Here is a 21,480-nt window from a genome sequence, read left to right as displayed (position 1 = left end):
GGGTGTCTCCGACTTTCGGCATGCCTACTTTGGGCGTTGGAGGACCACGGGGGACGCACGCGATGGGAGACTGGGGGCGAGCGGAATATCTGGCGAGAGAGGGCATCCGGGACCGCCGGGTGCTCGCGGCGATCGCCAGCCTGAACCGTGAGGACTTCGTGCCCGCCCACGAGCGGGACGCGGCCCAGGAGGACGTCCCCCTGCCCATCGGCCATGGGCAGACCATCAGCCAGCCCTATGTCGTCGCCCTGATGAGCGAGGCCCTGCGCCTGCGCGGCTGTGAGCGCGTGCTGGAGATCGGCACCGGCTCCGGCTACCAGACGGCGGTGCTGGCGCTGCTGGCCCGAGAGGTCTTCACGGTGGAGATCGTCCGCGAGCTGGCGCGGGGCGCGCGGCGCCGCCTGCACCGGCTGGGCTTCGGCAACGTGTTCTTCCGGGAGGGGGACGGAGCGCTGGGCTGGCCCGAAGCCGCGCCCTTCGACGCCATCATCGCCACCGCCGCGCCCGAGGAGATCCCCCGCGCGCTCCTGAATCAGCTCAAGCGGGGGGGCCGGATGGTCATCCCCGTGGGCGCCATGAACGAGACGCAGGAGCTGCTGCGCATCCGTCGGGGGATGCCCGGGTTGTTGCCCCGGGTGGAGCGGCTGCTGCCGGTGCGCTTCGTCCCCATGACGGGGCAGGGCTCGTCGATGAGCTGATGGGGGGAGCGGATGGGGCGCCAGGGCGTCCGCCTGCACGCCACCCCTCCGTCCGGGGTCGCGTTGCCGAGCGGGGAGGGGACCGGTAACGTCCCGCCCATGATCATCTGCCCGGTCTGTGACCACGTGCAGTCGGAAGGCGAAGAGTGCGAAGGCTGTGGCAGGCGCTTCCCCGACCTCGTGAACGCCCCGCCCGCCGTGGTGGCGCCGATGCCGGAGCTGGAGCTGACGCACCACGCGGGGGGCCGCGCGGAGGTGGACGCGCCCCCGCTGCCGGAGCTGGACCTGACGCGGCTGCGCTCGGGCCCGGACCTGCCGGCCATGTCGGTGCCGGACCTGGAGCTGACCCGTTCGGGGGACACCGGCGCGGTGCCTGTCGCCCCGATGATGGACCTGGACACGGGCCGCGCGCAGGACGACGGCGTGCGCACCGCCGCGCCCGTGGGCGCGGTGACGTGCCGCTATTGCCGCCATGTGCAGGCCGAGGGCCTGATGTGTGACGGCTGCGGCATGCGCCTGCCCCGCGCGCGCGTGGCGGCGCCGGTGGCCGCGAAGGGCCGCGGGGCGGACGCGGGCGAGCGCATCCCCTGTCCCTCCTGCCACGTGCTGACGTACCCCGGCCGCGCGTGCCTGGCGTGCGGCACGAGGGTGGAGGTGGAGGCGTGACGGCCCCGGCGCTCAAGGCGGGCTACGCGTGCAGCGAGGGCTGTGGCTTCACCGCCTCGCTGTGGGACGTCGTCTACCGCTGCCCCCGCTGCGAGGGCCTGCTGGAGGTGGCGCACGACGAGGCCGCCCTGCGCGCGGTGCCCGCGGCGGAGTGGAAGCGCCGCTTCGAGTCGCGCTTCGCGACGTCGCGGCTGCCGGACGGCTCCGGGGTGTGGGGCAAGCGGGAGTGGGCGCTGCCCGAGCTGCCGCTGGAGGACATCGTCTCGCTGGGCGAGGGGCGCGTGCCGCTCAAGCCGCTGCCCCGCATGGCGGCGGAGCTGGGCCTGGGCTCGCTGATGTTGAAGGAGTGCGGCGTGTCCCCGACGGGCAGCTTCAAGGACTGGGGCATGACGGTCCTCGTGTCCGCGGTGAAGCACCTGCGCTCGCGCGGCACGCCCATCCGCGCGGTGGCGTGCGCGTCCACCGGCGACACGTCCGCGGCGCTGTCCGCGTACGCCGCGGCGGCGGGCATCCCGGCGGTGGTGTTCCTTCCGAAGAACAAGGTGTCGCTCGCGCAGCTCGTGCAGCCCATCGCCAACGGGGCGCGCGTGCTGTCGCTGGACACGGACTTCGACGGCTGCATGAAGCTGGTGCAGGCGGTGACGGCGGACACCGGGCTGTACCTGGCGAACTCGATGAACTCGCTGCGCATCGAGGGCCAGAAGATGATCGCCATCGAGCTGTGCCAGGACCTGGGCTGGGAGCCACCGGACTGGATCGTCATCCCGGGTGGCAACCTGGGCAACGCGAGCGCGCTGGGGCGCGGCCTGGACCTGCTGTTCACCCTGGGGTTGATCGCGCGCCGGCCCCGCATCGCGGTGGCGCAGGCGCAGCGGGCCAACCCCCTGGCGCGCGCCTTCCGGGGCGGCTTCCAGGATCTGGTGCCGATGCAGGCGGGGGCCACGCTCGCGTCCGCCATCCAGATTGGCAACCCCGTGTCGTTCCGCCGCGCGGTGCGGATGCTGCGCGCGTTCGACGGCGTGGTGGAGGAGGCGTCGGAGTCGGAGCTGGCGAACGCCGCGGCCCGCGCGGACCGCGAAGGCACCTTCGCCTGCCCGCAGACGGGCGTGGCGCTGGCGGCGGTGGAGAAGCTGGTGGCGTCGGGGGTGATGGCGAAGGGGGCCAGCGTCGCGGTGGTGGCCACCGCGCACGGCCTGAAGTTCGCCGACTTCAAGGTGGGCTACCACCGGGAGGCGCTGGCGGACGTGAAGGCCGCGCACGCGAACCCGCCGGTGGAACTGCCCGCGGACCTGTCCGCCGTGCGCGCGGCCCTGAAGGACCTGGGCTGAGCCGGGCCCCGCGCACGACGGCGGCGCTACTCCACCAGGAGCGGGATGCGCGACTCGATGGTGAGACCGAAGCCCGAAAGGCCGCGGTAGGTCATGTCCGTGTTGGTCATCAGGCGCATGGCGCCGATGCCCAGGTCGGTGAGGATCTGGCAGCCCATGCCCACGTCGCGTGATTCGTGGGGCGTGCGGCCGGAGGCCGTGTTGCTGCCATCGCCCGCGCGCTTGTGGTGGATGCCGAAGTCGTCGCCGTGCATGCCGGGCAGGTAGACGATGACGCCGGAGCCCTCGCGCGCGACGTGCTCCAGGGCGCGATCCAACAGCAGGTGGCACTTGCAGTCCGGCGAACCGAACACGTCCCCCAGGGCGCAGGCGCCGTGCAGGCGCACCAGCGGGGCGGGCTGGGCGTGCTCGGGGTCGCCCTTCACCAGGACCAGGGACTTCGCGCCGTCGGGCGTCCACGAATAGGTGAGGGCGGTGAACTCGCCGTGGCGGGTGCGCACGACGCTCTGGCCGGGCTCGCGCCGCACCAGCCGGTCCTTGCGGCTGCGGTACTGGATGAGGTCCGCGATGGTGATGAGCGACAGCTTGTGCTCGCGCGCGAAGGCCTTGAGGTCCGGCATGCGCTGCATGGTGCCGTCGTCCTTCACGAGCTCGCAGAGGATGCCGGAGGGCTGCAGGCCCGCGAGCCGCGCCAGGTCCACGGCGGCCTCGGTGTGGCCCGCGCGGCGCAGCACGCCGCCCTCGCGGTAGCGCAGCGGGAAGATGTGACCGGGGCGCAGGAAGTCATCCGCGGTGCTGTTCGGATCCGCCAGCGCGCGGATGGTCTTGGTGCGGTCCGCGGCGGAGACGCCGGTGGTGGTGCCGTGGCGGAAGTCCACGGAGACGGTGAAGGCGGTGCGGTGGGACTCGGTGTTCTCCGCCACCATCTGCGGCAGGCGCAGCGCGTCCAGCCGCTCGGCCAGCATGGGCTGGCAGATGATGCCGCTGGTGTGGCGGACCATGAAGGCCAGCTGCTCCGGCGTGGCCAGCTCGGCGGCCATGATGAGGTCGCCTTCGTTCTCGCGGTCCTCGTCATCGGCGACGACGACGCACTTGCCAGCCTGGATGTCGCGGATGGCCTCCTCGATGGTGTTCAACTCGGAGTCTGGGCTCATTGCGGGGCTGCTCATCCTGCTGACGACGTGGAGGGGCATGGTGGGCGGCATGTAACGCGAGGGGGGTGGGGTGGCAAGCCGTGCCCGGGGAGCAGGCGTGCGTCCGTTCAATAGGTGGGATGAGGGGAACCTGTGACAGGGCGTCCGGGTCCAGGCCCGCGACTCGACGGCCTGGGGCGGGTGATGTAGGGTCTTTGGCTCCGTGAGCGCAGACATCCAGGACAAGCGGGCTCGGTTCGACCAGTTGCAGGAGAGCCTGGCGACCCGGCAGAGCACGACCCACTTCACCCATGCGGGGGTTTCCACCATCGCCTTCCTGTTGATTTCAGGGGCGGCGGGGAAGCTGTTCCACGACTCGCTGCGAACACCGCTGCTGGCCTGGGGTGCGGCGTTGCTGGCGCTGGGGCTGCTGGGGTACGGCTTCCGCAGCTATCGCAAGGGCCGCGCGGTGTTGGCGGATGAGCTCCAGCGCTACGAGACGCTGCTCGCGCTGCGCAGCGAGCTGCACCTGGACAACCCCGCCGCGCTCCTGCCCCGGTGAGCGCCGCGAGGAAGACCGCCCGCCCGGGGCGGTTCATCGTCCTGGAGGGACTGGACGGCGCGGGCACCACCACGCAGACGGAGCGGCTGGCGTCCGCGCTGCGCGCGGATGGGCACGCCGTGGTGACGACGCGCGAGCCCTCCGACGGGCCCGTGGGCACGATGGTGCGTCAGGCGCTCACGGGCCGCCTGGGGCTGCCGCAGGGCCGCGGGCCGCTGGCGCCGGAGACGCTGGCGCTGCTGTTCGCCGCGGACCGCACGGACCACCTGCACGCGCGGGTGCTGCCGGCGCTGGAGGAGGGCAAGGTCGTGCTGTGCGACCGCTACGTGCTGTCCTCGCTGGCGTACCAGGGGGCGAGCCTGCCCATGGCGTGGGTGGACACGGTGAACGCGCACGCGGTGTCGCCGGACCTGACGTTGTTCGTGGGCGTGGACCCCAGGGTCGCGGCGAAGCGCCGGGCCGTGCGCGGCGCGCCCGCGGAGCTGTTCGAGGCGGACGAGGCCCAGCGGCGGATCGCCAGGCAATACCTCAAGGCCATCACGCTCCGGCAGAAGCGAGAGCGCATCGTTCGCATCGACGGCGAGCTGTCCGTGGAGGCCGTGACGGACGCGTGCCTGATGCAGGTGCGGCGGGTGCTCGCGCGCGGGCGCTGAGCTCCGGCTGTTCCTGCCTCGGTCGTTTTTCACCTTTCGCGGGTGACAAGGGTGACTTATCCGGCGCGCGGACCCTGGGCCTGGCCCGGTCCGCGCCACCCTTCACCCGGACAGGTATGAACTCCATCCTGCGTCCCGCTGCTCCTCCCCGTGTTCGTTCGCGGTTCCACCCCAGGAGCCTCGTCGTGCTCGCCCTCTGCGCGGCGGCCCTGTTGTCCGCGGCGTGCGGCTCCGACGAGACCGTCGACCCACCCGTGCCCCCGCCCCGGGATGCGGGCGTCGACGCGGGCGTCGACGCGGGGCCGGGGACGACGGATGGCGGAGGCGATGCGGGCCCCTCGGAGCCGGATGCGGGGGTGGAGCCTTCCTTCTCCCTGTCGACGTCCCCAGAACAGACGGTCCAGTTCATGGCCGGCGCGTCCAGTTCGAGCGGGGTCTACGTCACCCGCCAGCCCTCGTTCACCGGGGACGTCTCCGTGACGGTGGACGGGCTGCCTCCCCACGTGCGCACCGTCCAGGCGCTGCCGCTGCTCATCCCTGGCTCGGAGACGTCGGCATTGCTGGGCTATGTCCCGGATGAGTTCGCGGCATATGGCCGCTACTCCCTCAAGCTGGTCGGAGTGGGGGGCGGCGAGCGCGTCGAGTTCCCGCTGACCCTGGAGGTCCAGCCCGGTCCGGCCGCGCTGGACAGTGCGTTCGGAGCAAGCGGGGTGATGGTGCCCGGGCTCGGTCCTTCGCCGGTGACCATCACTTCCATGGCCGTGCAGCCGGACGGCAAGTGGATCCTCGCGGGCTTCACCGGTTCCGTCATTGGCCTGCGGGACGTGTGGGTCGCCCGTCTGCTTCCGGGTGGGACGCCGGACCCCACGTTCGGCACGAACGGCGTGGTGGTCAGCGACATCTGCGGCGGCGATGACTACGCGGATGCCGTCGCGGTGCTTCCGGATGGCCGCATTGTCGTGGCGGGGGGCGCCGTCGCCGGGACGAACACCTGCGGGGGCACGAAACAGCAGGGCCTGCTGATGGCCCGCTACACGGCGGCGGGAGCGCTGGACACGACGTTCGGGGGGACGGGCGTGCGCACGTTCAAGATCACCACGGGCATCGCCACCCTGCACGGGCTCACGGTCGACGCGAGTGGCCGGTACATCGGCGTGGGCACCGGCGACAACAGCGGCACGGACATGGTCGTGGTCCGCCTGCTTCCGACCGGGGCCCTGGACACGACCTTCAGTGGGGATGGCGTGGCCTCCGTGGATCTGGGCCGGTCGGATGACGGCCGCTGCGTCGTCGTCGAACCCGACGGGAAGATCATGCTGGCGGGCACGTCCACGGGCAGCTTCAATCTGCTGGCCCTCAAGCGCCTGAACGCGGATGGCTCCCCGGACAGCACCTTCCGCTATCTCCCGTTGGCCGCCTACCCGGAAGTCACCCCGCGCTCACTGCACCGGCTCTCCGACGGGAACTGGCTGGTGGCTGGGAAGGGGGTATCCTACAGCGGAAGCACCTCCGCCGTCGTCGCGCGGCTGACGTCGACCGGGGCCGAGGACTCGTCCTTTGGCGACAATGGTTACATGTCCTTCAATACCTTCGCATACCCGGCGAGCGTGACCGACACGGTCGTGGGCTCGGGCCTGCTGGCGGATGGGACGATCGTCGTCGCCACTTCAAGCCAGGATGCCCAGGGCGCCTCCGCGGTGGGGGTCACCCACCTGCGCGCGAATGGATCGGCCACGCTCCGCTCGAACCGGACCGACCTGCCTGGGGACGAGAAGCCGACCGCCGCGGTGCTGGGCGCGGATGGGTTCCTGCGCGTCGCCGGCTCGCGCACCCCGGAGGGCGGCACGCAAGCCGAGCCCTTCGTCATCCGCTTCCATCCGTACTGACGCGAACGTCACGCGTCCGGCATCACGACCCGGAACCCGCGCACGAGCGCCCAGAGCAGCTCCAGGAGGGAGCCGTCGCGGGCCGGTGGGGTGATGGTCAGCCACGTGCCCTCGGGGACGGAGCCCACGCGGGAGTCCATGGCGAGGAAGGCGTCCGCCATGTCCGCGTGTGACACCGTCACGCCCCGGGGGCGTCCGTGGGGGACCATCGAGTAGAGGACCGAGGCGGCGTCCCCGGGCGACGTGCCCGCATGCGGCGGCCCGAGCACCCCCAGCTCGTATGCCTCCTCCGAGTCCACGAAGACGGTGCACACGCCGTCCGGAGGCTCGGAGACGTCCCGGCCCGACCGGGTGACGAGCACCCGCGCCCGCGCGGCCTCCAGCACGGAGGCCCGCGCGTCGCGCGTCGCGTCCATGGCCAACGGCACACAGGCGCCCCCGGCCTTGAGGATGCCGAGCATCGCCACCACCATGCCCGCGGAGCGCTCCATGGCCAGGCCCACCCGCACGTCCGGCCCCACGCCGTGCTCCCGCAGGTGCCACGCCAGCGCGTCGCTGCGCGCATCCAGCTCCGCGTAGGTCAGCCGCTCGTGGCCCCCCACCACCGCCACCGCGTCCGGCCTCCGGCCCGCCTGCGCCCGGAACCCGGAGGACAGGTCGAGCGCGAGCGCGGGCCGCGCATGCACCGCCGAGGACTCCCCGCCAGCGAGCGCCGCCTCCGCCAGGCCATGGCATGGCAGCAGGACCCGCTCGTCCGCCGCGCCCCGGGCCTGCAACCGGGCCTTCAGGGCATGGGTCCGCGCTCCCGGGTCCGCGAAGCTCCACTCCTCCGTGGGGCCGTCCTCGGTGTCCGTCTCCTGGAACCAATAGAGCCGTGCCTGCGTCTGCCGCTCCGGGCGCGGGACGAGCTGGTCAACGAGGCTGGAAGTCAAGCCCAGTTTGCTCTCGCTGCCATCCGCTGAATTCATGAACATATACCTTATCATGAAAAAACTGCTCATCCCGAACCATGGCCCAGGGGTCTGACATCCGCGTTCCGGTGGAAACGGATGGGACGTCCGCGCGTCCACCGGGTGGAGGCGATGGGCTAGAGTCCGGCGCTCCATGGAGCGCACCGGCGCGGCGGCGATCATCATCGGCAACGAGGTCCTCACCGCGAAGGTGAAGGACGAGAACGGCCCCCACCTCATCCAGCGGCTGCGGGAGCTGGGCATTCCGCTCGTCTCGGTGGAGACCATCCTGGACGACGTGGACGCCATCGTGGACGCGGTGGCGCGCGCCCGGCGCAAGGCCCGCTACGTCTTCACCAGCGGGGGCATTGGCCCCACGCACGACGACGTCACGGTGCGCGCGGTGGCGCTCGCGCTGGGCCGCTCCGTGGTGCGCCTGCCGGAGATGGTCTCCGCCATCCACGCGCGCGCGGGCGGGGGGCCGGTGACGCCGGAGTCCCTGCGGCTGGCGGACGCCCCGGAGGGCGCGGTGCTCCTGGCCCAGCCGGGGATGTGGTTCCCGGTGCTGACGGTGGACGACCTCTTCCTGCTGCCCGGGGTGCCGCAGCTGTTCCGGATGCAACTGGAGACGGTGCTGGCCCGGCTGAGCGGCACGCCGGTGCACCTGGTCAACCTGTTCTTCAACCTGGGGGAGAGCGCCCTGGCCGGGGTGTTGGACCGGGTGGCGCTGGACATGCCCCACGTGGCCATCGGCTCGTACCCGGTCTTCGACGAGGCGCTGGACTACCGGGTGAAGGTGACGGTGGAGGCGCCCGAGCGGGCCCACGTGGACGTCGCCGTGGGCCTGCTGCTCTCGGGGATCCCGGCGGACGCGCTGGTCCGCCGGGGCTGAGGCTTCCCGAGGGCGGCGACTACAGCGACAGCCCCATCCGCTGGCGCAGGCGGAAGAAGTCGTCGGTGAGCAGCCACCCCAGCAGGGCGCGCAGGTCGGCGCGCTCGCGCACCGCCTGGAGGATGGCGTCGGTGCCCTCCTGGCGGTTGGCGGTGATGTTCGGGTCCTCGCGCAGCACCATGTTGAGGGCCACGGACGGGTCGCCGCATACGAGCAGGCCCGCGCGGTCGGCGGAGAAGCCCAGCGCGTCCACCACCGCGGGCACGTCCAGCTTCGGCTGCTCCGACAGCGCCTGCGCGGGGCCCTCGGAGGCCTTCATCGCCTTGCGGCTGAAGGCCTTCTTGAGCTGCTTCGTCACGTCGTCATTGCGCCGGCCCAGGCCGTTGTACTGCTGCACGTGGACGCGGATGGCGTTGCCGAACAGGTCCGCCGTCTCGCCCTGGGACAGCTTGGAGAGGACGGCCGTCTTGTTGAGCAGGCCCAGCACCGCCTTGCCGATGAGGAACTTCTGCTCGCGGGCGTTGAAGCGGCGCACCACGTCCTGGCCCACGCAGAGGGACGGGGGCTCCGTCGTCTCCGGCTGCATCAGCCCACGCCGCGCCAGGTAGACCTCGAACTCCTCCACGCCGAAGGTCTGCGCCACCGCGCGCACGGCCTTGTACACGGCCGAGTCCTGCTTGAGCTTGTCCGTCTTCGGGTTGACGCCGAGCATCTCGAACTGGGGCGGGTGCACCTTGCCCAGGTGGTCGCCCATGGCGCGCAGCAGCTCCGTCAGGGGCCCGCGAGCGGCCGGGTGCATCAGGACGGTGTCCACATCCGCCGCGGGCAGGGCATCCCGCGGCTCCTGGGGCTGACGGAGGCGGGCCTCCGAGTAGAAGGCCTGCTCCACCTCGTTGGTGGCGCGCATGAAGGTCAGCACCGCGGCGACGGCGTAGGCCTTGTCCTGCTGCTTCTGGGCCTCCCACAGCTTGAACAGCGCATGCAGGCTGTCCACGCGCGCGGGGTCCTGGCGGAGCAGCTGCCGGTGCTCTTCGATGGCGAGCGGGTAGCTGGTCGTGTCCCGGCCGTACAGGTCCGCCAGCGCGGCGCGGGCCTGGAGGTTCTGTGCGTCCTGCTCCACGAGCTGCCGGTAGATGACGGTGGCGCGCGCGGGCTCCGACAGCGGCCCGGCGTAGAAGCTGGCCACGCGCATGCGCAGCGACACGGCCCGCTTGACGTCCGTGGACGCGGTGGCGGCCGCCTGGGCCTCCAGCATCTGGGCCAGCTCCGGCAGGTTGCGCACGCGCTCGTAGAGGACGACCAGGCGGTCCACCAGCGCGGGCTCGCCCGGGGTCAGCTCCAGCGCCTTCTTGTAGAGCGCGGTGGCGGCGGCGACGTCGCCCAGGCCCTCGTCGTGGATGCGCGCCAGCTCCACCGTGAAGCGCGCGCGGGCGTCGTTGGGCAGGTCCTGATCCAACAGCCGGCGCAGGCAGTCCACCGCGCCGCCGAAGTTGCGGCCCTGCGCGTACACCGTGGCCAGCCGCTCCAGCGCCTCCGGGTGGCGGGGCAGGGTGGCCAGCGCCGTCTGGAGGTGCGCGGCCGCGCGGCCCGGGTCGTTGAGGTGCTGCTGGAAGAGCGCGCCCAGCGTCAGGTGGTGCTGCGCGAGCACGCGGGGGTCGCCGCCCTGCTGCACGCGCTGGCCCAGCATCTGCGCGGCCTCCAGGTACTGCTGCGCCTCCAGCAGCAGCAGGCCGCGCGTCTCCAGCGCGTCGGGGTAGCCGGGCCGGGCCGCCAGGGCCTTCTCCAGCACCGCGAGCGCGCGGGCGCGGTCGCCCAGGGCCACGTTGTGCAGCCGGGCCGCGGTGACGTAGGCCGCCGCCGCCGCCTCGGCGTCGCGCTGGGCGAGCCGGGCCTCCGCGCGCCGCTCATGCAGGGCCGCGAGGTCCGAGGAGCCGCCGCGCTGCGCGAGCAGCTCCTCCAGGCCGGTGGCCGCGCCCGGGTGCAGCGGGTCGCGCTCCAGGGCCAGCCGGTAGAGGGCCGCGGCGCCGTCCGCGTCCTGGAGCTTCTGGAACGCGAGCTTCGCGGCGGCGACGAAGCCCTCGATGGCGCTCTTGGGATCGCGGCTCGCCCTGGCCTCCGTCTCCATCATGGCGCGCGCGGTGGCGAAGTCGCCGCGGCGCAGGGCCACGCGGCGGGCGCCGTGCAGCGCGGGCAGGCACTGCGGCTGGAGCTCCAGGGCCTGCCGGTAGAGGGCGGCGGCCGGCTCCAGGTCGGGGTTCTTCTCCGCCAGCTCCGCCGCGCGCAGCAGCAGCTCCAGCGCCTCGGTGGCCTCGGTCGTCACGGCCAGCCGCATGCCGTACATGCGCGACAGGCCGGCGGTGTCACCGCTCAGGCGCAGCACGCGCTCCAGGCTGGTGGCGAGCCGGGCGTCCGAGGGGTCCGCGTCGAAGGCGCGCTGGTAGACCTCCAGGGTGCGTTCGGTGGGCGGGCCCTTCTCCTGGTCCGCCGCGGCCAGCAGCCGCAGGGCGCTGGACAGGCGCGGATCCGTCACGCGGTCCGCGATGCGGGAGCGCAGCTCGGCGCGGCGCGGGCGGTCCGACGCGCGGATGCGCTCCAGCAGCGTGAGGGCGGTGAGGTTGCCGGGCTCCAGGCCCAGCACGGACTCGCAGCACTGCGCGGCGCGGGACGGCTCCTGGAAGCGGTCCAGGTACAGCCGCGCGAGCTTGAGGTACGCGGTCACCTTGGCCGAGGGCGTCTGGCCCACCTGCGTCTCGCGGTCGAGGATGGAGACCAGCTCCTTCACGTTGTCCTGCGCGACGTACAGGCGCTCCAGCGCGCGCAGCGTGGCGGCGTGGCCCGGCGTCAGGCGCAGCACCTCCTGATACCCGTCGATGGCCAGCTCCGGACGGCCCAGCTGGTCCTCCCAGATGGCGGCGGCCTGGTAGAGGGCGTTGGCGCGCTCCAGCGGGTCGGTGCGGTTGGCGGCGTCCGCGCGCAGCACCTCCACCAGGCTCTCCCAGGCCCCGTGGGCCCGGTGGATGCGGGCCAGCGCGCGCAGCGCCGGGAAGTAGCTGGGCGCCAGCATCAGCGCCTCCTGGTACGACGCCAGGGCCTCGTTCTCCTGCTTGAGGCGGTGCTCGTACAGCTCGCCAATCTTGTAGATGAGCGCGGCGGCCGCGTCGGTGGAGGGGGAGATCTCCGACTCCGCCCGGTACATGTCGATCAGCTTCTCCCACCGGGCGTCCTGCGCGTACAGCCGGCCCAGGGCCTTGAGCGCGGGGAGGTACGAGGGCGACAGCGCGAGCACGCGCTCATACGCGGTGATGGCGCCCACGCGGTCCTTCAGGTGCTCGTCGAGGATCTCCGCGTTGCGGTGGAGCAGCGACAGGACCTGCTTGGTGTCGCCGGCGAACGACGCCTCCAGGTCGTTGGTCTCCAGCAGCTCGCGGAAGCGCCCGGCGCGCTCGTAGAGGCGGGCCAGGTTGCGCAGCGTGGGCAGGTGGTCCGACGCCAGGTCGAGGATGCGCTTCATGCACTCGATGGCGTGATCCAGGTCGCCCAGGCGGTCCTCGTAGATGACCGCCATCTTGTTGAGCGTGGTGATGACCTGATCGCGGTCGGACGTCTGGAGCAGGTCCTGCTCGAACATCGACACGAGCTCGGCGAAGCGGCCCTGGCGCTCGTAGAGGCGGGTGAGGGCCTTCTGCGCGGGGAGGTAGCCGGGCTGCAGCTGGAGGCACGCGTTGTAGCGCGCGATGGCGTCCTCCTGGCGGCCCAGGCGCTCCTCCAGGATCTCCGCCGCCTTGTACATGCGCGCGGCCTTGCCCTTGGCGTCCTCGGCGGCGGTGACCTCCGCGTCGAAGACGGCGACGAGGCCCTCCCAGTTCTTCATCCGGTAGGACAGCTTGCCCAGGCCCGCGAGCGCGGCGGCGTGGCTGGGGATGCGGGCGATGATGGCCTGGTAGCGGGCGGCGGCCTCCTGGTCGCGCTTGAGGTCGTCCTCGTACAGCGCGGCGAGGCGCAGGTTGATGGCGACGAGCTCGCTCTCGTCGTTGATGGAGCCCACCCACGCGAGCAGCACGTCGGCCAGCTCCTCGAAGCGGCCCTGGGTCTCGTAGATGCCGGCGAGCGCGCTCAGGACCAGCGGCTCATTCGGGCTCACGCGGCGCGCGGCGAGCAGCGCGGAGAGGGCGTCGTCCTTGCGGCCCAGGCGGTCGTGGACCTTGGCGATGTGAAGGTAGGCGGGGGCGCCCTGGGAGCCCTGGCCCTCGGCCTCGGCGAAGAGGGCGGCGAGCAGCTCGTCGGTGCGGCCCTCGCGCTCGGCGACGCGCTTGATGGCGGCCTGGAGGAGCGGGTCGGTGCGGTCGAGCGCGAACGCCTCGCGGAACACGGCGGCGGCGGCCTCCTTCTGCTTGAGGCGCTCCTCCAGGACCATGCCCGCGGAGGTGAGGTAGTGGGCGCGCAGCGAGGGCGGGACGACGGCGCTGGCCAGCAGCCGGTAGATCTCCACCAGCGCGCCGGCATCGTTGCGGGAGGCGTAGACGGACTCGAGCTGGGTGAGGAGCGTGACGTCGGTGGGCTTGCGGTCCAGGGACTGGCGCAGGGCATCCGCGGCGTCGTTGTCGCGCGACAGGCGCTCCTCGAGGATCTGTCCCTTCTCGAAGAGGAGGGAGGCCTGCTGGCGCGGGTCGTCCGCGGCGATGAGCTCCGCGTCGATGAGCTGGACGACCATCTGCCAGTTGCCGACGTCGGCGAAGAGGCGGCGGGCGGCGCGGATGTTGGCGAGGAAGCGGGGCGCCAGCTTGTACGCGTTCTGGAACGCGACGGCAGCGTTGCGGGGGTTCTTGAGCGGCTCTTCCCAGAGCAGGCCGACCTCATGGAAGAGGAGGGCGGCCGTCTGCGGTTCGGTGGTGGCGAGCGCCTTGGCCTCGCGCTCCATGGCCGCGATGCGCTCGCGGGCGTCGTCCTCGGCGCTGGCCTGGGGCGCGGCGGCGGGGAGGGTGGTCACGTTCTGGGCGAGTGTCTGTGCCGCCGCGCCCGCTGGATCAGCCGCCCCGGGGGGAGGCACCGCAGCGGAGGACGAAGGCCGCGTGACGTCATTGCGCTCGCTCATGGAAGCCGGCTCCAGACACAGGATTTTGAGGGGAGACTGAACGGGAGTTCGTACCACGCGCTCGGCTGGCCCCTCAACTTCCCGTCTTTCCTGACGATTTGAGCGCTGGGAAGGCAGGCGGACGGGCGGGCGGAGGGGGGCGGGACGCAGGGGGAGGCCGGTTTGCCCTCGTGCGGAGCGACGTGCTTGGCTCCGCACTCTCCGTGAGCCCACCGCCCCCTGATCCCCGAATTCCTATCGCCGCCAGGGATCAGGCGGCGCTGGAGAAGTACATCGGCCACTGTGAGGCCCTGGGGCGCTACCAGGCCCAGGACGTGCTCGTGGTGCGCGGCTATGCGGGGGACCTGCAATTGTGGGTGAACCCGTCATATCCGGGCTACCGCAAGGCCTGGGTGAGCGCGTTCGGTTCGGTGCCTGCGGGGCACGACGTGGACCACGTGTATTCGAAGGAGCGCGGGAAGCAGTACGGGTACGGCTACGTGCGGCTGGCGCTGGTGGACGGGAGCATCAACAAGGGCAGCGGCACGTTCGAGAAGCTGATGGGGCAGGTGCACCGCGAGAACGTGATGGCCGGGCACGTGATGCAGCCGCCGGAGATCCGCTACGCGGACGACGTGCAGGAGCTGAAGCTGCGGCACGTGTCGTTCAAGCCGGCGCAGAAGTACGCGGAGAACAAGAAGCCAGGGCAGGCCATCCTGGGGGGCACGAGGCTGGTGGGGGCGACGAAGCCCGCGGGCTCCCAGGTCCCGAGGCCCACCCTGCCGCTGACCCCGCCGCGCAACGTGGTCGCGGTGAAGCCGCTGGTGACGCCGACGGCGCCGAGGATGCTGGCGCCGAAGCAGCCGCTCCAGGTGTCGGCGGTGACGCTGCATCGGACGGCGACCGAGGTGCGGGTGGTGACGGCGCCGCGGTCCCACGCGTGGTCCGGCGCCGTCGTGGGATGGCTGATGGGGGCGCTGGTCGACGCCGTGAACGCGAAGCGCATGCGGGAGGCCATGGACAGGCTCATGGCCGGAGTGGAGAAGCACCTCCCGAAGGACGGCGGCGCGCTGATCGCGGTCGTCTATGAGCAGCCGGACAACGCGGCCAGTTACAACTTCTCACCGGAGTTGTTCTTGACCGTGTATGTCATGGGCTACGGCGCGACGGCTCAAGAGGCGTATCAACAGTATCAGCGGGAAATCTCAGCGCCGGGCCACGCGACGCTCTCCGCCGCGGCCCAGAAGAACTGGTCCAAGCTGGAGCGCCACGTCTGGGTTCAGGCGGGAGAACGTTGACCCGGCTTGGAGACAGCGCTGACCACATCACTGGGAGTTCCCCGTGTATTCGGGGGCCTCGTGGATTAAGAGAAGCGGATGAGCCTTCTGGTGCTTTGTGAATTCAGGGTGCGGACCGACGGGGAGACGGAGTTCCTGCGGGTTGCGCGGGCATTGGCAGCCGCCGCCGCGACCGAGCCGGGAACGCTGCGCTACCAGTGGTTCGTCACGCAGCGGCCCGGTCATTACTCAATCGTCGAGGAGTACGTCGACGCAGCTGCGGCCGAAACACATAACAATCATGTGGATTCGCTGCTCCGCGAACTCTTCGCGGTGTCTGAACTGGTGACGGTGTCATTCTTCGGGGAGCTCAACCGGTACTTGCGCGAGTGGGCTTCCGGCCGCGAGGGAGTCGCGGTCCATGTGCCGTTGTGACGTCGCCTGAGCGGCTCCGGCCTTGAGCTGGCGTCGCTCACCCTGTCCACCGGGAAGCCCGCTCAAGGGCCCGATTCGGCGCGGTCTGGCTGCGACACGTTGCCCAGGTTCGTGAGCCTGCCCTCCGTGATGAGGACGCGGAGGGGGGCGCCCTGCCGCGACTCGACACGCATGGAGTGCTCCCCTGGCTCGAGCCCCGCGACGAAGAAGCGGCCGTCGGGGTGGACGACCTGCGTGGGCGGAGGCCCGCGGTCGTCCAGGCTGATCAGTCCCCCGGCCACATCCTCTGGCTTCAAGGTCGTGGCGTCGACGGTCCCTGTGATGCCCCCGGTGTTCTTCAGGACGATGTTCGCTTCGACGCGGCCATTCTGGGTGCCCGTGACGGTGACGCTGCCGGCCTGCCCATCCTCGGTCCACGCGTACAGCGTTGCCTCTCCTTCCTGGAAGGGCACCACGAACGCCGAGCCATCGAACCGGAAGCGCTCGTAGGAGGGAGGCGTGTTTCCGCAGCGGGCGGTTCCATCCCACGGCTTCGCCCTCACCAGGTGCACGTGCTCCGCGGGTCTGCCATTCGCCAGCACGACATGCCCCGCCAGCTCGAAGTGCCCAGGTGACCGCTGCCGCGGTGTGTCCGTCCAAATGAGAGCGGGGAGCTTCCAAGGGCCGAAAGGGACACGGAAGACGGCGGGAATCCCTGGGGACAGCGTCACCTCCTTGTGGCCCCTGACCTGGACTCCGCCACTCTCGCCCGACACATAGAGATTGATGTTCCGCTCACTCGCCTCGACCCGGCCCGCCCAGCTCCCATCCTTCTGGCGACTCAGCTCGGCGCCCGCATACACGGAGTCCACCACGGTCCCCTTCCGCGGACCGGTGCGAATGGGAACGACCTTGACGTCCGTGAAGCCCGCCAGCCGTACATCCAGCCGCGCGTCCTCCCCTGACTCCATCATCACCTGCCGGGGGAACGCAGGGCCCTCCTGGGTCGTGAGGGTCACGACATGCGGCCCACTCGAGAGGCCCGAGAGCCGGTAGCGTCCTTCCGTGTCTGTCCATGCGGACAGGTCCGCGTCTTCTCCGATGCGCAGCATGACGCCCTGGGCGGGACTCCCGTCCGGCAGGAAGACCTGCCCCTCCAGGTGGCCTCCCTTCGGCAGCCGCAACTCGACCCGGAGCTCCCCACCCGCCACGAGTCCCACGTTCGTCTCGCATGCCATGCCGTGGTTCGCCCCACGGGCACAGACATCGAACAGGCCCGCATGGGCCTGCGCGAAGACGGCCGCACCCGAGTCATCCGAGGTGGTCGCCTCCGTCCACGATTCGATGCGGGACTCGCGGATGATGGCGACCCTGGCGCCAGACAGCGTCCGGGAGCCCGTCGCGTCGAGGACCCGCACGGTGACCTGTCCCTGGCCCTTCATGGTGGGAGCCTGGAGCTCGACAGGCGAGGGATCCGGCGCGCCCCCTCGCGATGGCGCAACCTCGGGCAGGCTGGGACTGGGCGTGGACCGCACCGCCGTGAGCGGGTGCTCGCCCCCATCTCCTCCTCGCGGCGACGCGCGCTCGGGAGTCAGGGCGCCATGCAGCAACGCGGCGACGCCCAGAGACGTCACGAGTCCAACGGCGGCCATCCATCGTGCCCTGGCTCTCATCGCGTGGCTGCTCCCCTGTCGCGCCGCGTGGATTGCTTCTCGGCGAGGACGGAAAGACTAGTCCTGATCGACACGACTGTATTGCTCGTGTCTCCACGACTCCGTGGTCGACGCAGGGGCTCGGGTCGCGGGGAGGGGCCTGCTCGGGCGTGGTGCCCTCGGTGCTTCGGGGACGACCTCATCCCCGAAGCAGCAACGCCATCACGCGGCGGAGGGCCTGCGGCGGCGCCCGATGGCCCATGCGAGCAGCAGCAGCGCGCTTCCCCCAGAGGCCCCCGACTCGCTGCAGCCACAACCCTTGTCTTCGGGAGTCACGACCGCGGGGTCCTCGGGAGTCACGACCGGTGGCGTCTTCGGGAGCACCTCCAGGGCCAGCGGCGTCGCCCTGCTGCCGCCGAAGCGCGTGTCTCCGCTGTAGATCGCGCTCAGGACGTAATGTCCTGACTCGAGGCTCGTGAGGGTATGGCGTGCTTCGCGCCCCTGGATCGCGACCGTCGCCAGGACGGTGTCGCCATCCAAGAGGGTCGCCGTGCCCGACGGCTCGCCTTGTCCCCCCGTGACCCGGACCGTGAGGGTGATGGGTTCACCGGCGTGGGCGGGATTGGCCGAGGCCGTGAGCTGGGTCTGGGTCTCCTGGAAGTCGGCCGCGCGTGCGACCTCCAGGGTGAAGGCACCGCTCACGGAGCAGCGGCCCGGGTCCGTGGCGGTCACGGTGAGGGGGAAGGATCCATATTCCGTGGGCATTCCCACGAGCGCGCCGTCCTTGAACTCCAGCCCGATGGGCAGCGCACCGTCGAGGTTGAAGGTGCTGACGCCGACCCCACCGGTGTGGGTGAAGGCGGGCGCGGTGTAGGGCTGGCCCGTGGTCCCCGAGGGAATGCTGACGGGCTCGAGCACGGCGGGCTGGCAGGTGACGGTCAGGGAGGTGCTCCGCGACACGGTGCACCCGTTGCCGTCCGTGACGCTCAGCGTGAGGGGATAGTCGCCGCCCTCCTCGGGGATGCCGGCGAGGATGCCGCCTTCCATTGAGAGGCCGCGCGGAAGCGCCCCCGAGACCGCGAAGCTGGCGCTGCCCAGGGCGCCCAGCACCGAGAACTCGACGGGCGCGAAGGTGCTGCCGCGCTCGGTGGTCGTCAGCGCGAAGGGCTCCAGCGACAGCGTCCCCGCGGGGCAGGCCAGGGTGGAGCCGCCCGCCATCCGGTTGTTGCCGAAAGACAGGATGGTGCCCGTGCCGACCAGCCGCGTGGTGGCCAGGACATTGGAGGACACGGCCGCCTTCGACAGGCGGATGAGCGCGCGGCTGCCGCTGCCCACCGAGGCCGCCTGCAGCCCCACGCCGTTGTTCGCGAGCCGGGCCTGCTCCACGTTGAGCTCCGCGTGCTCGCCTGACTCCGTCCGCATCCAGATGCCCGCCTCGGTGTTGCCGGAGGCCGTGAGGTCATGGACGGTGGCCAGGGCGCCCGCGCCGAGCTCGAGCCCTCGCTGGTTCCCAGACACGGTGGAGTGGGTGACGAAGGCCGTGGCGAGGGAGCCCGTCGAGCCGACGCGGACCCCGGCCCCTCCGTTGGCGAAGGCCTTCACGCCATCGAGGAAGAGCTGGCCCTCCGCCGCGGGCGAGAACCGGATGCCGTCCGACTGGAAGCCGTGGACCTGGGAGCGCTCCACGTGCAGCGCGCGTCCGGTGTTGAACTGGATGCCCACGGAGTTGGGGGTGGGCGTGACGCTGATGATGTTGAGCCGGCGCAGGATGACCACGTCCTGCGGACCCGCGTTGATGGTGAAGCCCGGGGTCCCGGCGGCGGCCACCCCACCGGCATTCGGACCTCCGTCGATGGTGATGGCCCGGGTGATGGTCAGGGCGCCAAAGCCGCCCATGTCCAGGGCGTCAATCTCTCCGCCCGTGGCGGTCTTGGCGAAGGCGCCCGCGAAGGTCTTGCAGGGGGCGGTGCGGCTGCAGGGGTTCGCGTCGTCCCCCACGCCGGAGACCCAGGTGCGCGTCGCCTGGGCGAACGCGGGAAGTGAAGCGCAGAGGAGGAGCGCGAGGAAGGCGCGGCGCAGGGCAGCGGACATCGCGCGCTCAGTTCTGGGGGAGGGTGGTGGAGGGGGTACCGTCGATGCCGTTGCCAGCGGCGATGCGGTTGTTGCCGAAGGTGGCCACGTTGCCCTCCAGCCCCTTGCTCGTGTTGTGGCCCACCATCACGTCGGAGATGCGCACCAGCGCGGGCGCGTCCGCCTTGATGCCGGTGCTGTTCTGCGCCACCACGCCGCGCTCCAGCGTGACGGTCGCCCCACCGAAGGCATGGACGCCTTCCGCGGAGTTGCCCGCGAAGGTCGTGTCGTTGACCGTGACCTGCGCGCCGTTCAGCGCGCCGAGGCCGGTGATCGCCGCGATGATCTGGCCGTGGTCGATCATCGCCGTTCCGCTCTCGACCTGGATGCCCGCCGTGGTGTCGGTGGGCACCGCGGGCGGCTTGGAGGACGCGCCGTTGATGCTCGTGTTCCGCACGAAGAGCTTCGGTGCGCCTGCATCGGCCAGGACGTGGATGCCAGAGCCGGTGAAGCCCATCAGCGTGCATCCCTCGATGTGGACCTGGCTCGCGGCCATGATCCGGATGCCATCCAGCCCAGTCCCTGTCCCCTGGATCGTGAGGTTGCGCAGGATCACGACCGCGCCAGGCGCGTTCACGACGATGCCGTGGGTCCCCGCGTTCAGGATGCCGCCGGCATTCGGGCCGCCATCGACGGTGATGGACTTGGTGATGGTCAGCGCGCCGAAGCCGCCGGGATCCATCGCGTCGAGCTCCCCGCCCGTCGCCGTCTTGCTGATGGCGCCCGCGAAGGTCTTGCAAGGAGCGGTGCGGCTGCACGGGTTCGCGTCATCTCCCACACCGGAGATCCAGGTGCGCGTCGCCTGGCCCCAAGCCACCGAGCTCACGAGCAGGCACAGCAGGGCGGGCACCACGGTGATTCCAAGACGGCGACGCGGCATCAAGCTTCCAGAGGACATGGGTCGGCAAACTAGACCTCTTTGTCGCAAGGGACCAAGAGCACCGCACTCCGTGTATCACTGTCTCATCGTCTTCAGCGGGCCCGGCTCTCCGCGAGGCCGCGGGGTCCCATGACCATGAGACGGCTTTCGCTGGGTTCACGGGGCGCCACGCGTCACCATTGCTCGGTATCATTGGTCGGCTTGTAATTGGGTTTGTCCTGGAATTGTTGCATGCCCGCCTCGGGTGGATTCTGCGGGCTCCGGCGGCGAAGCGCGCGATGACCTGGCGGGTCGAAGCTGGCACGGGCGAGGTCAGCGCTCCTGGCTGTGCAATGCCTGCAGCCGCTCCACCGTGGCCGTGACGCCACCGCAGACGATCACCGCGATGCGTGACGCGGCGGCAAGGACCGACGAGTCCGCGTCGAGCGCGGCCAGCGCGGCCCCGCAGGCGGGCTCCACCAGGATCCGGTGCTCGTCGAGAAACCGCAGCGAGGCGGCCACTGCCGCCGCATCGGAGACAACGATGTTCTCGACAGCATGACGCGTCGCCCACTCAAGCGCCGCGTCGCAAGGACGCTTCGCCCCGAGCGACGTGGCGATGCTCGTAATCGCAGGCAGTTCGACGGACCGCCCCTGCGCGATTGAACGCGCATAGCAGTCCGCGCCCTGGGTCTCGGCCGCGACCACCGGCACATCGCGCCAGCCGTTGCGAGCCAGCCCTTCGAGAACGCCGCACAGCAAGCCGCCGCCGCCAACCGCCAGCACGACCGCGTCTGGCTTCGGTCCGGCTGCCGCCATTTCGTCGACCATCGTTGAATGGCCCTGCCACAGCTCAGGATCGTCGAAGGGATGCACGAACGCGTCATCCGGGCCGCTCACGGAGCGCGCGAACGTGTTCGCCTCTGACCAGGACGCGCCGTGGACGATCAACTCCGCGCCCTCGAGACGGATCAGGTCGCGGGCGCGCGCGGACGTGCTCTCCGGAACAACGACGAGCACTGGCACGCCGAGTTCGCGCCCCGAATAGGCGACCGCGATCCCCGCGTTCCCGCCCGACGACGACACGAAACGTCGGGCGCCGGCCGCGCGCCGCGCCTCACATACCGCGCCGACGCCGCGCAGCTTGAACGAGCCGGACGGCTGCATCGCCTCGAACTTGAAGTGGACGTCCTTGCCGAGTCGGCGGGATGCCGCTTGCGAACGGATGTAGGGAGTCTGGATATGGAGTGGCATCGGAAGTGCGACGGACGTCCGCGACACGCGGGCGGTGGCCGTGATGCTGGGAAAC

16 protein-coding genes are annotated in these 21,480 nt (G+C 71.3%); 9 read left to right on the top strand and 7 right to left on the bottom strand.

What is annotated here, in order from left to right:
• Positions 1–62: 62 nt before the first annotated feature.
• The 3 genes from FOF48_RS11610 to thrC all read left to right on the top strand — a co-directional run bounded on the left by FOF48_RS11610 (position 63) and on the right by thrC (position 2,692).
• Positions 63–698, top strand: coding sequence for a protein-L-isoaspartate(D-aspartate) O-methyltransferase (locus FOF48_RS11610; RefSeq protein ID WP_143900886.1), 636 nt, complete (start codon positions 63–65; stop codon positions 696–698).
• A gap of 99 nt (positions 699–797) precedes the next feature.
• The gene (locus tag FOF48_RS11605) at positions 798–1,364 is read left to right on the top strand and encodes a hypothetical protein (protein ID WP_143900884.1); all 567 of its coding nucleotides are present in this window, start codon (positions 798–800) and stop codon (positions 1,362–1,364) included.
• Complete coding sequence (gene thrC, locus FOF48_RS11600) at positions 1,361–2,692, top strand: threonine synthase (RefSeq protein WP_143900882.1); 1,332 nt, start codon at positions 1,361–1,363, stop codon at positions 2,690–2,692. The genes FOF48_RS11605 and thrC overlap by 4 nt, the downstream gene beginning before the upstream one ends.
• A gap of 26 nt (positions 2,693–2,718) precedes the next feature.
• On the opposite strand, the gene ribB is transcribed toward thrC, so the two are convergent.
• The gene (gene ribB / locus FOF48_RS11595; protein WP_143900880.1) at positions 2,719–3,846 is read right to left on the bottom strand and encodes a 3,4-dihydroxy-2-butanone-4-phosphate synthase; all 1,128 of its coding nucleotides are present in this window, start codon (positions 3,844–3,846) and stop codon (positions 2,719–2,721) included.
• 202 nt (positions 3,847–4,048) lie between these two features.
• Between ribB and FOF48_RS11590 the strand changes: the two genes are divergently transcribed.
• From FOF48_RS11590 to FOF48_RS11580, 3 genes are all read left to right on the top strand, one after another.
• Positions 4,049–4,387 (top strand): hypothetical protein, encoded by a 339-nt coding sequence (locus FOF48_RS11590; protein WP_143900878.1) that lies wholly within the window; start codon positions 4,049–4,051, stop codon positions 4,385–4,387.
• The gene (gene tmk / locus FOF48_RS11585; RefSeq protein ID WP_143900876.1) at positions 4,384–5,040 is read left to right on the top strand and encodes a dTMP kinase; all 657 of its coding nucleotides are present in this window, start codon (positions 4,384–4,386) and stop codon (positions 5,038–5,040) included. Before FOF48_RS11590 ends, tmk begins: the two co-directional genes overlap by 4 nt.
• Positions 5,041–5,225: 185 nt before the next feature.
• Positions 5,226–6,926, top strand: coding sequence for a hypothetical protein (locus FOF48_RS11580; RefSeq protein WP_186001875.1), 1,701 nt, complete (start codon positions 5,226–5,228; stop codon positions 6,924–6,926).
• Between the two features lie 8 nt (positions 6,927–6,934).
• Here FOF48_RS11580 and FOF48_RS11575 read toward each other — a convergent pair whose 3' ends face one another.
• On the bottom strand, positions 6,935–7,900 hold the full coding sequence (locus FOF48_RS11575; protein ID WP_186001874.1) for an AMP-binding protein: 966 nt from the start codon (positions 7,898–7,900) through the stop codon (positions 6,935–6,937).
• Between the two features lie 130 nt (positions 7,901–8,030).
• On the opposite strand from FOF48_RS11575, the gene FOF48_RS11570 reads away from it, so the two are divergent.
• On the top strand, positions 8,031–8,768 hold the full coding sequence (locus FOF48_RS11570) for a molybdopterin-binding protein (RefSeq protein WP_143900870.1): 738 nt from the start codon (positions 8,031–8,033) through the stop codon (positions 8,766–8,768).
• Between the two features lie 19 nt (positions 8,769–8,787).
• Here FOF48_RS11570 and FOF48_RS11565 read toward each other — a convergent pair whose 3' ends face one another.
• Positions 8,788–13,860 carry a tetratricopeptide repeat protein gene (locus tag FOF48_RS11565; RefSeq protein WP_143900868.1) on the bottom strand — a complete coding sequence of 1,691 codons (5,073 nt, stop codon included), beginning with the start codon at positions 13,858–13,860 and terminating at the stop codon, positions 8,788–8,790.
• Between the two features lie 182 nt (positions 13,861–14,042).
• On the opposite strand from FOF48_RS11565, the gene FOF48_RS11560 reads away from it, so the two are divergent.
• Positions 14,043–15,137 (top strand): hypothetical protein, encoded by a 1,095-nt coding sequence (locus FOF48_RS11560; protein ID WP_143900866.1) that lies wholly within the window; start codon positions 14,043–14,045, stop codon positions 15,135–15,137.
• Positions 15,138–15,215: 78 nt separating this feature from the next.
• Complete coding sequence (locus tag FOF48_RS11555; protein ID WP_143900865.1) at positions 15,216–15,551, top strand: putative quinol monooxygenase; 336 nt, start codon at positions 15,216–15,218, stop codon at positions 15,549–15,551.
• 62 nt (positions 15,552–15,613) lie between these two features.
• Here FOF48_RS11555 and FOF48_RS11550 read toward each other — a convergent pair whose 3' ends face one another.
• The 4 genes from FOF48_RS11550 to FOF48_RS11535 all read right to left on the bottom strand — a co-directional run bounded on the left by FOF48_RS11550 (position 15,614) and on the right by FOF48_RS11535 (position 21,425).
• Positions 15,614–16,972, bottom strand: a complete 1,359-nt coding sequence (locus FOF48_RS11550) for a carboxypeptidase-like regulatory domain-containing protein (protein WP_186001873.1) — start codon at positions 16,970–16,972, stop codon at positions 15,614–15,616.
• 432 nt (positions 16,973–17,404) lie between these two features.
• Positions 17,405–19,273, bottom strand: a complete 1,869-nt coding sequence (locus tag FOF48_RS11545; RefSeq protein ID WP_143900861.1) for an Ig-like domain repeat protein — start codon at positions 19,271–19,273, stop codon at positions 17,405–17,407.
• Positions 19,274–19,280: 7 nt separating this feature from the next.
• Positions 19,281–20,192 carry a right-handed parallel beta-helix repeat-containing protein gene (locus tag FOF48_RS11540; RefSeq protein WP_161664611.1) on the bottom strand — a complete coding sequence of 304 codons (912 nt, stop codon included), beginning with the start codon at positions 20,190–20,192 and terminating at the stop codon, positions 19,281–19,283.
• Positions 20,193–20,504: 312 nt separating this feature from the next.
• On the bottom strand, positions 20,505–21,425 hold the full coding sequence (locus FOF48_RS11535; protein WP_143900857.1) for a pyridoxal-phosphate dependent enzyme: 921 nt from the start codon (positions 21,423–21,425) through the stop codon (positions 20,505–20,507).
• Positions 21,426–21,480 lie beyond the last annotated feature (55 nt).

The organism is Corallococcus sp. Z5C101001 (assembly GCF_007352635.1).
Classification (GTDB): domain Bacteria; phylum Myxococcota; class Myxococcia; order Myxococcales; family Myxococcaceae; genus Corallococcus; species Corallococcus silvisoli.
The sequence above is the reverse complement of the archived record's forward strand: the minus strand, read 5'-3'. Positions and strand labels throughout refer to the sequence as shown.